Here is a 13,195-nt window from a genome sequence, read left to right as displayed (position 1 = left end):
TGTTTATAGTCTTAATTATCGCTTAATAAACAATAAATTAATACGATTGGTATTATTACCAAATACGAACCCGTTCATCTTCTGGTAAATACAAAGCATCACCAGGTTTTACGTCAAACGCCTTGTACCATGCATCATGGTTACGTGGTGCTTGAGCACGAAAACGACCCGGCGCATGTGTACCACCACGAAGCTGGTTTAGCATACTTTTTTCAGTGCGTTTCTCTTTCCATACTTGAGCCCAAGCTAAGAAGAAACGTTGATCGCCGGTAACACCGTTAATAACAGGAGCTTCTTTGCCTTTCAAACTTAATCTATAAGCGTGGTAGGCCATAGATAAACCACCAACATCCCCAATATTTTCGCCTAAGCTATTACGACCGTTTACAAAGTTATCAGGGATAGGCTCATACTTATTGTATTGTGCAACGAGTTGGTCTGCTTTCGCATCAAAGGCGTCACGATCTTCATCAGTCCACCAGTTACGCTGAATACCGTTAGCATCAGACTTTGAACCTTGATCATCAAAACCGTGGCCCATTTCATGACCGATTACTGCACCAATAGCCCCGTAGTTAACGGCGGCGTCGGCATTTGGATCAAAAAATGGCGGTTGTAAAATTGCTGCTGGGAAAACAATTTCATTAAATGAACTGTTGTAGTAGGCATTCACACGTTGAGGTGTCATACCCCAGCGATTACGATCGGTTTTCTCTAATTCTTTGGCAACACTCTGCGCGTTAAAAAATTGACGAAGGTGTTTGATGTTACCCATCAAGTCATTCTTTGCAATGGTTACGCCATCAAATTCCTGCCATACATCAGGGTAGCCAATCTTAGGATTAAATGCCGCAAGTTTAGCGTGAGCATTAACTTTAGTCTCTTCACCCATCCAGTCAAGCCCGTCGATACGTTGGCCTAGTGCGGTACGCAAATTTTCCACGAGTTGCGCCATTTGACGTTTTGAGCTTTCAGGGAAATAACGTGCGACATAGACTTTACCGATAGCAAAACCAAGTGATTCAGTATCAGACATTTCACCAATAGCGCGCTTCCAACGTGGACGAGGCTCTTGCTGACCGCTTAACTCTTTGCCATAAAAAGCAAAGTTAGCTGCATAAATGTCCTCAGATAATAAGTCGGCATTACCGCTAATAGTATGGAAGGTTAAGTAGTCTTGCCAAACGGATAATGGCTCTGAATTTACCAAAGCGATCATTGCTTTAATTGGCTCAGGTTGCGAAATATTAAGTTGCGGTACTTTGTAGCCAGATTGAGCGAAGTAAGTATCCCAGTCAAAGCCTGGGTATTGTTTAGCTAAATCGCTACGTTGTATCTGATTTAAAGTTAAGTCACGATTACGTCTTTTCTCACGTGGCCAATGGCCTTGCGCTATTTTGGTTTCTAGCGCTAAAATTTGTTCAGCACGTGCTTGACCATTGTCAATGCCAGCAAAGCTCAACATAGTAACTATGTGTTTTACATAGGCATTACGTGTTTTTTCAAATCGTTCACTTTCTTCTAAATAGTAAGAGCGATCAGGAAGACCCAAACCTCCAGCGCCAATTGACATCTCATATTGATTTGGGTTTAAACGGTTAAACCACATATAACCGCCAATAGGAGATTTAGCACCGGTTAACCATGCTTCACCAAATACTTTGGTTAGATCTTCAGTATTTTTTACGGCACTAATTTGATCTAAGGTTGACTGAATAGGGCTGATACCTAATTTATTAATGGTTTCAGTGTCCATATAGGCTTGATAAAAATCTGCCACTAATTGTTCGTCAGCGTTTAAATCACTGCGGCTAGTAATATCGTCAATTATTTCTTTTACTTGTGTTTCACTGCGCTCAGCTAAACCAGTAAATGCACCAAAGCGTGTTTTATCGGCAGGCATTATATAGTGGTCATACCAAGTGCCACTCGCATACATAAAGAAATCATCACCAGGTTTGACATCTTTATTACGAGCGCTTAAATCTACACCAAAGCTTCCTAGTTCGGCAGTACTTACCTTGGCACTTTTATTGTCACTGTCATTACTTGTGTCAAATACACCACAACCGCCAAGAACGGTAGTTGCTAAAGCAATGGCTATCAAAGTTTTTTTCATAGAATAACTCTCTTTTTAAATTAATTAGTAATACGGTTTATAGCGACATTAAAAACAACCTGAATTTAACTATTCACTGGGCTGTTGTGGCTTTTTTATTACGTTGTTTAACTATTTATTTTTCTAATATAATTAACAGTTACCGGTACCACTTGAACGCTGACATTTTCGCGTATGTTAATAAAATGTCAACCTAGATACGTTTAACGGTAGGGTTTACTCGACGAGGTTAGTGTCAATCTATCGTTACCCATCGATATTTGTTGATGGCCGAAGCAAAAATCGTTACACAGTGTCTTTTGTGAATTATCCTTCAATCTCGCCATATCACCTTTGCAATTGATGACTTGGCTAGGTATAAAGACGGCCATGATTTATTATTTTAAGAGTTAACTTGGTGAAAACATTTTCTTTTATACTTTTGTTACTGGCAGCTGGCCCTGTGTTTGCAAAATCTTCTTTAGAAAAGTCAGGTGATATCATGCACTTACTTCTACCTGCAACGGCCCTTGGCGCAACACTACTAGTAGAGGATGATTATGAAGGCAGTTGGCAGCTTATAAAAACAGGTGTTGTTTCTCGTGTAGCGGTGGAAGGATTAAAATATGCCGTTGATAAAGACCGTCCAGACGATTCAGGTGATGACTCTTTTCCGTCAGGACATACGGCTGATAGTTTTGCAGCGGCAACTTTTATTCAGCAACGGTATGGCTGGAAGTGGGGGATTCCTGCATATATTGGCGCGACTTTTGTTGGTTATACTCGAGTTGACAGTGATAAACACTATGTAGAAGATGTTCTCGCTGGCGCTGCCATAGGTATTATTTCAGGGCTCTATTTCACCGAACCTTACTCCGGCATAACCATTTCTCCTACTGCTAAAAGTGGCCATTACGGTATTAATTTTAGCGGCACCTTTTAACCCGTTCGGTATTAGAAAAAGAGGTTTTATCTATGAATAATAAAGTATCGCAAGAAACGCAAGAGCAAGCGCTTAAAGTGGCTAAAGGTACACAAAAAAAAGGGCAAACGAAAGAGCAAACCAAACTCATTGCCCAGGGCATAGAAAAAGGTATTGCTGAGTATAAAAAACAACAAAGTAAAAAGTCACGCGAGCGAGATAAAGAGCGTAAACAACAAATAAAGCAAAAACAGCGTCTTGTTGAAGAGACAACTGAACCCACTGAAGTTCCAAGTTCTAATTATTTACCTTGGATTTTATTAGCTGTCAGTTGGCTTGGTTTTATTGGCTATATATTCTTGAACTAATGGGGTTACGTTAATTCTATTGATCTGTTACTGGTTTACTTTAGTACAAGTAAATAGAAAACTTATGATCTAAGCCTAAGCATGAACACTGTGAATTTGTAAGAATGCCTTTTTAATTCTAATAGAGTCTAGTGATGAGTTCTTGGCCAGAATACGTAACCGTTTTACCTGATGGGCATCCTGTAAAAGTTTACTTTGAAGAAAATCAGTTAATTCAATCTTTACTTTCCCAGATATGTGCAATTGATGTGCAAGATGATTTTGAATTGTTTTTTAATATATTTAATCAACTATCTGGAATTGATAAGCGCTTTACCCGCAAAGAAAACCAGCTTTTTCCTTATCTAGAAAAACATGGTTGGACAGGACCTAGCCAAGGAATGTGGGCTTTTCACGATGAAATACGCGATTTACTCCGTGAAGTCAGAGCTTGTATAGAAGCAAAGTCGTTGAATAAAATCACGAGAATTGTCAAACGTATTGCGGGTGAATTATTTCATTTAATGGAAATTGAAGAGCACAGACTGTTTCCACATGCGCTTGAGTTATTAAGTGAAGAAGATTGGCAAGAGATGCGAGAAGGCGATATGGAGATTGGTTGGATGTTAGCTGAAGATCCCGTAGCTTACCCTGCAGAAGAGTACGTGCATCCAGGTGAAGATAGACGTAAGCGCCGCTTACCTTTTTCGACCGATGACCGAATACGTCTTGACGAAGGGTATATTTCAACCGAGCAGTTAAATCTGATGTTGCAGTTTATGCCGATAGACCTTACCTATGTTGATGAAAATGACATCGTGGTTTTTTATAATCGAGGTGATAATCGTGTCTTCCCACGCTCTGCTGGTATTATTGGCCGAGAGGTAAAGTTCTGCCATCCGCCAAAATCTGTTGATAGTGTTTTACAAATCCTTAAAGAGTTTAAGAAAGGCACGCAAGATAAGGCTGAATTCTGGATTAATTTTAGAGAAAAGAAAATTCATATTCGTTACTTTGCCATTAGAGATAAAGACGGTGTTTATAAAGGTGTTATTGAAATGTCGCAAGATATCACCGAGATTATGAAAATAGAAGGCCAACAGCGATTACTGGATTGGGGGTAGTTTTTAGCTTTAATGACAGCAAACACTTAATCAACATGCAAAAGGCAGGGGGGATTACCTTCACTTTGCCTTTTGCCCTTTTACATTCAGTACAGACGCTTAAGATAACTCAATTCACTCGACCTCATTAACTCGACCTAATTAAAGCGGCTGATACAAAAGGGCTCCAAGTTAATGTCTGGTGTTTGCCCTGTCACTAACTGACCAATAAGTTTTCCTGTGATCGCCCCTTGTGTTAATCCTAAGTGTTGATGCCCAAGAGCGAAGAAAATTTTATCATGATTTGGCGCTTGGCAAATCACTGGTAAGGAGTCTGGCAGTGATGGACGACAACCCATCCAAGCGTGCTGCTTTTTATCGTTATTAGGTACAGTCTTTAAAATAAAAGCGGCATTATCTTTTAACATTTCAGCGCGTTTATAATTTGCTGGAGCGTGAAGTCCGGCATATTCCACAGTGCCCGCTAACCTTAATGTCTTATCCATTGGCGTAATAATAAAGCGACGCTCAGCAGAAGCGACAGGGCGAGACAAGAAGCCACTGTCTATTGTTGAAGTGGGCAAACTCAAACTATAACCACGCTCAGCTTCAATAGGTAATTGATAATTTAAGCCGTTGAGTAGTTTTTTAGACCAAGCGCCACAGGCGATAATACAATGATCAACTTGTAAAGGTTGCTCATCTGTCACTAAGGTGATGCCTGACGTAGACTGTGTAACCGCAGTTACGGCTGTTTGTTGAAAGGTCATGCCTTTACCCATAGCAAACTCGGCCAATGTTTTACTCAGTGCTAGGGGATCAATGGTATGGGCAACATCGGTGAAATAAAGCGAATAGTTGATATTGCCACTTAAGTTTGGCTCTAACTCAAGAGTTTGTGGTCTATCTAAAAGCTTTACCGCAATACCCGCAGCTAAATATTGCTGGTATATCAGCTCAACTTTACTTCGATCATTGCTTTCAAATACTAATAACGAGCCATCCAAGCTGATCAAGTGTTCGGCCTTAGCAGCCTTCAGTAATACTGTATAATAGTGAATGGCATTTTGATTGAGTGCTTGCAGCGCTTTTTTGTTTTTGTCACGCAGTGCTGGCCGCATATTATTAAAAAACTGCATAAACCATGGAATAGCTTTAATGAAATGAGAGGCAGACAAAGCAATGGGGCCAAGTGGATCGAGTAATAGTTTTGGCATCTGACATAATAGCGATGCTTCAGCAAGTGGAAAGACTTGCTCAGTGGCAAAATGTCCAGCATTTCCTTTAGAACACCCCATCCCAATACCTTCCTGATCAAGTAAGGTTACTTGATAGCCTAAGCTTTGTAATTCTAAGGCACAGTTTATACCGATAATTCCAGCACCGACAACGGCAACAGTTTGTTTTGTTTTTTTTGATTCTTGCTCAATTGCTGTGTTCATTTAAGTAATACCTTGTGATAACTGGGAATTCAATTCAATAGTTTTGCTAGCGTGATTGTAAATTTGAAATTATACTTGCCACTAAGAAAATATTGTATACAATATATTTAAATCTGACTAGCAATAGTTTATCAAATCCAATTGTGAACCCGCATGATTGAATTTTAATCACGAAAAATGAAAGAGAATATTATGAATGTAAACTGGCAAGGTGTTTATCCAGCGGTAACAACGCAATACAACGACGATTTATCAATTAACTTTGAAGCCACGACGAATATGGTTGATACCATTATCAAAGAAGGTGTTAACGGCATTATTGCTTTAGGTACTGTGGGTGAAAATGCTTCACATAGCCGTGAAGAAAAAATCGCTATTTTAAAAGCGGTAAAAGAAGTTGTTGCCGGGCGCGTACCGGTACTTTCTGGGGTTGCTGAAACCTCTACTCAGTTTGCCATTGAATTTTCACAGGCCTGTGAAGAAATCGGTATTGATGGCTTAATGGTTTTACCTGGCATGATTTATAAGTCTGATGAAAGCGAAGCGGTCAATCATTATCAGCAAATTGCCCGCAATTGCGGTTTACCTATTATGATTTACAACAACCCGGTTACTTACGGGGTTGATGTTGGCATTGAAGGCATGAAAATTTTAGCGCAGGAAGACAATATTGTGTCAGTTAAAGAAGCAACTGAAGATACGCGTCGTATTTCTGAGCTGTTCTCTGCCTTTGATGACCGTTTTGTTGTTTTTGGCGGCGTAGATGATATTGCCCTCGAATCATTAATGTTGGGCTGTACTGGTTGGATTTCGGGGTTAACTAACGTATTCCCTAAAGAGTCAGTTGCTATCTACAAGTTAGCAGAGCAAGGACGTTATGCTGAAGCGCTAGAAATTTGGCGTTGGTTCTTACCTTTATTACGTTTAGATACCGTACCTAAACTCGTGCAGTGCATTAAGTTATGTGAACAACTTGCCGGACGTGGTAGCGAGTTAACACGTGCTCCACGCATGCCTCTCGTTGGTGATGAGCGTGCAAATGTTGAACGTATCTATAATGAGGCGGTCGCTAATCGTATCGATTTAAGTAAATTCAACTTAGATTAATTTTCGATTTCAGGTTAATTCGCGAGTATTGAAGCCTTATTTTAGTGCTCGCGTATTATACCAAATCCATTAAGTTAGTTCCCACTCAGAGCTTGCCAGCGGTTTGAGAACAAATAGAATTTTTTTGTATATAGTTACTCTATATGAAAGGAATTCTGTGCGGTTATCGAATCGCTGGAAAGCTCCCAAAGGGCGAGTTTAAAAGGCTGATATGCGGCGTTATTGATTTTGACAAGGGAATTACCATTCTCTTCAATCAATGCCTTGCCTCTAAGGCTTTTAACTCTCGCTGAGTGGGAAGAAACTTATTGGAATTGGTATTACTATTTAAGCACAGTAAAACAGCGCTTGGGGACAATATGGTTAAGGGTACATTTTTTTGTATTGATGCACATACTTGCGGCAACCCGGTTAGGTTAGTCACCAGTGGACACCCTCTTTTAGTGGGTGAAACTATGAGTGAAAAGCGACTCGATTTCATGGCGCGTTATGACTGGATCCGTAGAGGGTTAATGTTTGAACCGCGTGGTCACGATATGATGTCAGGTGCGTTCTTGTATCCACCTTGTAGTGAAAATGCTGACGCATCAATTTTATTTATTGAAACTTCTGGCTGTTTGCCAATGTGTGGTCATGGCACTATCGGCACAGTTACCGCCGGATTAGAGAGCGGTATTATTACGCCTAAAATACCAGGTCAGCTCATTCTTGATGTACCTGCAGGACAAGTCACTATTGAGTATCAAGAAAGTGATGGCAATGTGTCTAACGTTAAAATCTTCAATGTCGCCTCTTATTTAGCACACAGAGATATTAGGCTAATTATTCCTGAGCTAGGTCAGTTAACTGTCGATGTTTCTTACGGTGGTAATTTTTATGTGATTGTTGAACCACAAGAAAACTTCCCCGGTATCGACCAATGGAGTGCAGCAGAAATATTACGGTGGAGTCCTATTATTCGTGATGTGGCGAGCAAAACACTTGATTGTGTTCATCCCGAAGATGCCAGTGTTAATGGTATTAGTCACGTTTTGTGGACTGGAAAACCGCAAACCAAAGGCTCAGACGCAGCCAATGCGGTCTTTTATGGCGATAAAGCCATTGACCGTTCTCCTTGTGGTACTGGCACGAGCGCGAGAATGGCGCAATTATTTGCCAAAGGTGAGTTAGCTTTGGGGGATAGTTTTGTTCATGAGAGTTATATCGGTAGTCAGTTTACTGGCAAGGTTGAAGGGGTTGTGGAGTTAGGTAGTCAAGATAATCCTACCACCGCAATAATGCCAAGCATACAAGGTTGGGCAAAGGTGTTTGCAAAAAACTGTATCACTATTGATGACGATGATCCCTATGCCTTCGGTTTTAGTGTTAACTAACTTAAATATAAATCGAAGTCAGTGAAAATGAGCGATAAATACGTAAAGAAGCATAAGTAAGATAAGCAACATAAGTGAGTAATAAGATGACAATAACAGGACAAAATTTAATTGCCGGCGAATGGTCTGGTGATACTCAAGATGGATTTAAAGCCTTTAATGCCCAAACACATAGCGCTATTGATATTGAGTTTGCCGATGCAACAGCGCTAGAAGTAAACACGGCGATAACGCGCGCCAATGAAGCATTCACCTCTTATAGTCAGTTAAGCGCTAAACAACGGGCGACGTTTTTACGTACTATTGGTGCTGAAATACTTGCCTTAGGTGATGAACTTGTCGAAACGGCTTGTGGTGAAACTGGTTTACCTGCAATGCGTATTCAAGGCGAGCGCGGTAGAACTATTGCTCAACTTGGTTTGTTTGCCGATTTACTCGAAGCAGGGGAATATCAAGGGATCGTTGAACACGCTGATAATGACAGGCAACCGTTACCGAAACCTGATACGCGTTTAGGTTATTTACCTTTAGGTGTGGTTGGTGTTTTTGCAGCGAGTAACTTTCCTCTGGCTTTCTCTACTGCCGGTGGCGACACGGCTTCAGCATTAGCTGCTGGCTGTCCAGTGGTGATGAAAGCGCACGCCGCACATCCAGCTACCGCTGAATTAGTCGCAAGAGCAATTTTAAAAGCGATTGAACTTTGCGAAGTAGACCGTGGAGTGTTCTCCCTTATTCAAGGTAAAAACTATGCTATTGCTACGCAAATGGTGACTCATCCATTGATCAAAGCAGTCGGATTTACCGGTTCTGAACGTGTTGGCATGATTTTACAAGCGCAAATTCATCAACGGCCTGAGCCCATTCCTTTTTATGGTGAACTGGGTAGCATCAACCCGCAATTTATAATGCCGAATAAAGTGGCACAAGATGGCGCTGAAATAGCGCAAGCTTTAGTTGCTTCATTAATGATGGGGCAAGGACAATTTTGTACCAGCCCAGGTGTTTGGCTTGTTGCTGGTGGTGAAAAAAGTAAAAATTACCAAACCTTTATTAAGTCTGCAAGCGAAGCATTAGCGCAGCAACCTGCAGGTGTTATGCTAACGCCCGCCATGTGTGCGAGTTATAAAGCTGCTGTTGCAGAGCGTAAAGAAGTTGCAGGTGTTACTTTGCTTGCAACTGGTCAATCGGGTAATGAACAAGAATGTTCAGCGTCTTTATTTGCTACTGATTTCGCGACCTTTGCTAAAACACCTTTATTGCAAGAAGAAGTGTTTGGTTTTAGCGCTTTAGTTGTTCGCTGTGCTGACGAAGCAGAAATGATGCAGTTTGTTTCTTTAATTAAAGGCAATTTAACCGCCAGTATTCATGGCGTAGACAGTGACTTAGCTTTATCAAAAGAGCTAAGCTTGAGCCTAGCCCATAAAGTTGGTCGCTTGATTTATAATCAAATGCCCACTGGTGTTGAAGTGTGTGCTTCAATGAACCATGGTGGTCCGTTCCCAGCATCAACTAATATAAGAACAACGTCAGTCGGTAGTGAGGCCATTACGCGTTTTAGACGTCCCATCTGTTATCAAAATATGCCAGCAGAGTTATTACCGAGCTTGTTACAAGACTAATAAAAGTTAAGTTTAAAGCCAAGTGCAGACAATGTACTTGGCTTTTTTTTACTTTACCTTCGATATAAATTTATGAAGAACTTTAAACCGTGCTTTAAACAGAATTAATATTGTTAATGGTCAAGAACCAATAATAAAAATGGTGGATAACATAGTGAGCCTAACCAAACGAAGTCCTTTTCAGCAATCCTTTTACGTAGCCAATACCATGGAGATTTTTGAACGACTCGCTTGGTACGGTATGTACACACTACTTGCTAGTTATATTATGACACCCACTACACAAGGTGGCCTTGGTTTAGGTAATACCGAGCGTGGTTTGATAATGGGCGTAGTACCTTTTTTTCTTTACCTTTTTCCTGTGGTTTCTGGTGCACTGGCTGACAGGTTTGGCTATCGAAAAATGTTCTTATTATCGTTCACGCTGATGGCACCGAGTTATTATTTTTTAGGTTATGCAAAAGACTTGGCCAGCTTTATGAGCATTTTTATGTTGATAGCGCTCGGTGCTGGTATTTTTAAGCCTGTCGTTATCGCAACAATCAGTCGAACCACAGATGATAGCAACCGAGGTTTGGGTTTTGGGATTTTTTATATGATGGTTAATATTGGCGGATTTTTAGGTCCTGTATTAGCACCTATAGTCCAAAAAAATTATGGTTGGGAATGGGTATTTACCTTTGCTTGTATCTGGATTTCAGTTAACTTTATTCCCGCACTATTTTTCTATAAAGAGCCAGAGTGCCACTCAAAAAACAAACCGCTGAAACAAGTCTTTCAAGAAATGCAGCAAGTGCTAGGCAATATGCGTTTAGCCTTACTCGTTGTTCCTTTATTAGTATTATTAGTTGGTTTCTATGCTGGTTTTATTGGCTCTGAAGTGACTTTAGCTACGGTGGCAATATTAGTTGTTAGTGCCATCGTTTGGGATTTTTCGGTTGCTAAACATAATAGTCATGCAGTAGCAGAAAATAATGGCGTAGCGCCTGGCCTTTCATCGCCGGCTAGCTTGCTATGGTATTTACAAAAAATGAAGTTGGGTAACAAGCCCTTTATGCTGTACTTGTTAATACTGACAGGCTTTTGGACCGTATATTTACAAATATTTATCACCTTGCCTGTTTATGTTCGAGATTTTGTTGATAGCTCTGATTTAGTCTCTTTAATGCATACCATCAGCCCATGGCTTTATGACGTTTTTACCTCGGTAAATATTGATACCTTATCAGGCGAGATCATGCATTTGGCTGCTAAGTTTAATGACGTTGATGTGTTGCAAAGTAAAGCCGCTCTTAAAGAAATCACGAGCACACTGTCTGCTTTAGATGTTCGTATTCCGCAACAAGAAATTATCAACAATTTTGTCCAAATTAGCCTGTCAATCAATGCTAGTGATATGACAAGTGCTCAAGGGGTAAGTATGGACGTTGCCGAGCAATGGTCTGTACAGTACCGCCAAGTTAATCCAGCAACAATTTTAAGCGTAGATTTTTTGATGATTATTATCTTTCAAGTTTTCATCAGTCGCTTTATAGATAAGTTCACTCCACTGCCATCACTTATAGTTGGTACCGCTATTTTGTCACTTTCTATGTTGATGCAAGGTTTTGCTCACGGTGTTATTTTTGGTGGCTTGCTAGTGAGCTGTTCAGTGATTGTTTTTGCGGTTGGCGAAATGACTGCTTCGCCTAAAAGCCAAGAATATGTAGCAACGTTTGCACCAAAAGATAAAGCGGCCATGTTTATGGGCTATTACTTTGTTTCCATGGCGCTAGGTAACTTATTTGGCGGTTTACTTTCAGGTTGGTTGTATGGCTTCTTTGCCGTTGATTTAAATAACCCGACACTAATGTGGGCAATTATAGGCTTACTTGGTGTAGCGACTAGTGCGGCTCTTTATTTATTTAATAAGCACTATGTTGACGAGCTTAAAGGGCAACAAATGGCGCAACCAGAGCAAGTTGCTACCTAACAAAACAATATAAATTTAAACCACAGAAGCGGCTGCTTACATTTGTTATTACCGTTTGTTATCACGCTAAGTAAACACATAAATGTATAGCAGCCATAGGCGTTAAAAAAGAGTAAATACCATGACAGTTAATGTAGATAAAGCCGCTGAAAAATTTGAACAGTGGCAACCTAAAGCTAACCAAGAAAGTTATTTAACCATTAACACGCTTGAGTGTCATACCGGTGGCGAGCCCCTCCGCATTATCACTAGTGGTTTTCCGGCCCTTAAAGGGGAAGGTATTTTAGCGAAAGTTGAAGAATGTAAAGAAAATTATGATGAGCTGCGTCAAGCACTCATGTTTGAACCACGAGGTCATGCGGATATGTATGGCGCTATTATTACTGATGCTGAACGAGAAGATAGCCATTTTGGCGCCATTTTTATTCATAACGAAGGATATAGCACTATGTGTGGGCACGCAATTATTGCCTTAACCAAATGTGCAATAGAGTCTGGCGTGGTTGCTAGAACAGGTGATATTACTCAAGTTATTATTGATGTGCCTTGTGGTCAAATTCACGCCTTGGCTTACAGTCAAAATGAAGTGGTAACAAAAGTTAGCTTTCATTGTGTACCTTCATTTGTTTATGCCAAAGCGCAGAAAATTGTTGTTGAAGGTATTGGTGAGGTTAATTTCGATATTGCTTATGGTGGTGCTTTTTATGCCTATGTACAAGCATCTTCTCTTGGTTTGTCACTGGTACCAGATCAGCAAGAAAAACTCATTGATTATGGCCGTAAAATTAAACAAGCCATTATGTCTCTGTTTGAAATTAATCATCCAACAATCGTTGAATTGAGCTTTTTGTATGGCGTGATTTTTATTGATGACTCACCTAATAAAGATGTGCATTCACGTAATGTCTGTATTTTTGCTGATGGCGAATTAGACAGAAGCCCGACAGGCAGTGGCGTGAGTGGGCGTATTGCCTTGCATTATGCTAAACAGCAAGTTGCGCTAAATGAAAAAATTATCATAGAGAGTATTTTAGGTAGCCCATTTAGTGTTCAAGCAAGAGAAAACCTGACCTTTGCCGGTTTTGATGCGGTTATTCCTGAAGTAACAGGCGATGCCTATATTTGCGGAAAAGGGCAGTGGCTTATTAACGCTGAAGATCCGTTGAAGTATGGGTTTTTATTAAGATAATCATACTTATAAAAAATAAGTGT

General features: G+C 40.4%; 10 protein-coding genes. 8 read left to right on the top strand and 2 right to left on the bottom strand.

Features of this window, described 5'->3' with window-relative positions:
- Positions 1-55: 55 nt before the first annotated feature.
- Positions 56-2,119 (bottom strand): M13 family metallopeptidase, encoded by a 2,064-nt coding sequence (locus tag ND2E_RS09970; RefSeq protein WP_033094052.1) that lies wholly within the window; start codon positions 2,117-2,119, stop codon positions 56-58.
- 397 nt (positions 2,120-2,516) lie between these two features.
- Here ND2E_RS09970 and ND2E_RS09975 point away from each other — a divergent pair, with 397 nt between their 5' ends.
- The 3 genes from ND2E_RS09975 (at position 2,517) to ND2E_RS09985 (ending at position 4,491) form a co-directional block, all read left to right on the top strand.
- Entirely contained in the window at positions 2,517-3,041 is a 525-nt protein-coding gene (locus ND2E_RS09975; protein ID WP_033094051.1) for a phosphatase PAP2 family protein, read from the top strand.
- 32 nt (positions 3,042-3,073) lie between these two features.
- Positions 3,074-3,388 (top strand): DUF2956 domain-containing protein, encoded by a 315-nt coding sequence (locus ND2E_RS09980; RefSeq protein ID WP_033094050.1) that lies wholly within the window; start codon positions 3,074-3,076, stop codon positions 3,386-3,388.
- Between the two features lie 134 nt (positions 3,389-3,522).
- Positions 3,523-4,491 (top strand): DUF438 domain-containing protein, encoded by a 969-nt coding sequence (locus tag ND2E_RS09985; RefSeq protein WP_033094049.1) that lies wholly within the window; start codon positions 3,523-3,525, stop codon positions 4,489-4,491.
- A 137-nt stretch (positions 4,492-4,628) separates the two neighbouring features.
- Here ND2E_RS09985 and ND2E_RS09990 read toward each other — a convergent pair whose 3' ends face one another.
- Positions 4,629-5,912 carry an NAD(P)/FAD-dependent oxidoreductase gene (locus ND2E_RS09990; protein ID WP_033094048.1) on the bottom strand — a complete coding sequence of 428 codons (1,284 nt, stop codon included), beginning with the start codon at positions 5,910-5,912 and terminating at the stop codon, positions 4,629-4,631.
- 192 nt (positions 5,913-6,104) lie between these two features.
- Here ND2E_RS09990 and ND2E_RS09995 point away from each other — a divergent pair, with 192 nt between their 5' ends.
- The 5 genes from ND2E_RS09995 to ND2E_RS10015 all read left to right on the top strand — a co-directional run bounded on the left by ND2E_RS09995 (position 6,105) and on the right by ND2E_RS10015 (position 13,172).
- Positions 6,105-7,019, top strand: a complete 915-nt coding sequence (locus ND2E_RS09995) for a dihydrodipicolinate synthase family protein (RefSeq protein WP_033094047.1) — start codon at positions 6,105-6,107, stop codon at positions 7,017-7,019.
- 359 nt (positions 7,020-7,378) lie between these two features.
- Positions 7,379-8,392 (top strand): 4-hydroxyproline epimerase, encoded by a 1,014-nt coding sequence (locus tag ND2E_RS10000; RefSeq protein WP_033094173.1) that lies wholly within the window; start codon positions 7,379-7,381, stop codon positions 8,390-8,392.
- An 86-nt stretch (positions 8,393-8,478) separates the two neighbouring features.
- Complete coding sequence (locus ND2E_RS10005) at positions 8,479-10,011, top strand: aldehyde dehydrogenase (NADP(+)) (RefSeq protein WP_033094046.1); 1,533 nt, start codon at positions 8,479-8,481, stop codon at positions 10,009-10,011.
- 154 nt (positions 10,012-10,165) lie between these two features.
- Positions 10,166-11,983, top strand: a complete 1,818-nt coding sequence (locus ND2E_RS10010; RefSeq protein ID WP_033094172.1) for an MFS transporter — start codon at positions 10,166-10,168, stop codon at positions 11,981-11,983.
- A 121-nt stretch (positions 11,984-12,104) separates the two neighbouring features.
- Positions 12,105-13,172 (top strand): proline racemase family protein, encoded by a 1,068-nt coding sequence (locus tag ND2E_RS10015; protein ID WP_033094045.1) that lies wholly within the window; start codon positions 12,105-12,107, stop codon positions 13,170-13,172.
- Positions 13,173-13,195 lie beyond the last annotated feature (23 nt).

This window comes from Colwellia psychrerythraea (assembly GCF_000764225.1).
Taxonomy (GTDB): domain Bacteria; phylum Pseudomonadota; class Gammaproteobacteria; order Enterobacterales; family Alteromonadaceae; genus Colwellia; species Colwellia psychrerythraea_D.
The sequence above is the reverse complement of the archived record's forward strand: the minus strand, read 5'-3'. Positions and strand labels throughout refer to the sequence as shown.

Coding starts and splice junctions, on each gene's coding strand:
- ND2E_RS09970 (WP_033094052.1), bottom strand. CDS start 2,119: ATGAAAAAAACTTTGATAGCCATTGCTTTAGCAACTACCGTTCTTGGC.
- ND2E_RS09980 (WP_033094050.1), top strand. CDS start 3,074: ATGAATAATAAAGTATCGCAAGAAACGCAAGAGCAAGCGCTTAAAGTG.
- ND2E_RS09985 (WP_033094049.1), top strand. CDS start 3,523: ATGAGTTCTTGGCCAGAATACGTAACCGTTTTACCTGATGGGCATCCT.
- ND2E_RS09990 (WP_033094048.1), bottom strand. CDS start 5,912: ATGAACACAGCAATTGAGCAAGAATCAAAAAAAACAAAACAAACTGTT.
- ND2E_RS09995 (WP_033094047.1), top strand. CDS start 6,105: ATGAATGTAAACTGGCAAGGTGTTTATCCAGCGGTAACAACGCAATAC.
- ND2E_RS10000 (WP_033094173.1), top strand. CDS start 7,379: ATGGTTAAGGGTACATTTTTTTGTATTGATGCACATACTTGCGGCAAC.
- ND2E_RS10005 (WP_033094046.1), top strand. CDS start 8,479: ATGACAATAACAGGACAAAATTTAATTGCCGGCGAATGGTCTGGTGAT.
- ND2E_RS10015 (WP_033094045.1), top strand. CDS start 12,105: ATGACAGTTAATGTAGATAAAGCCGCTGAAAAATTTGAACAGTGGCAA.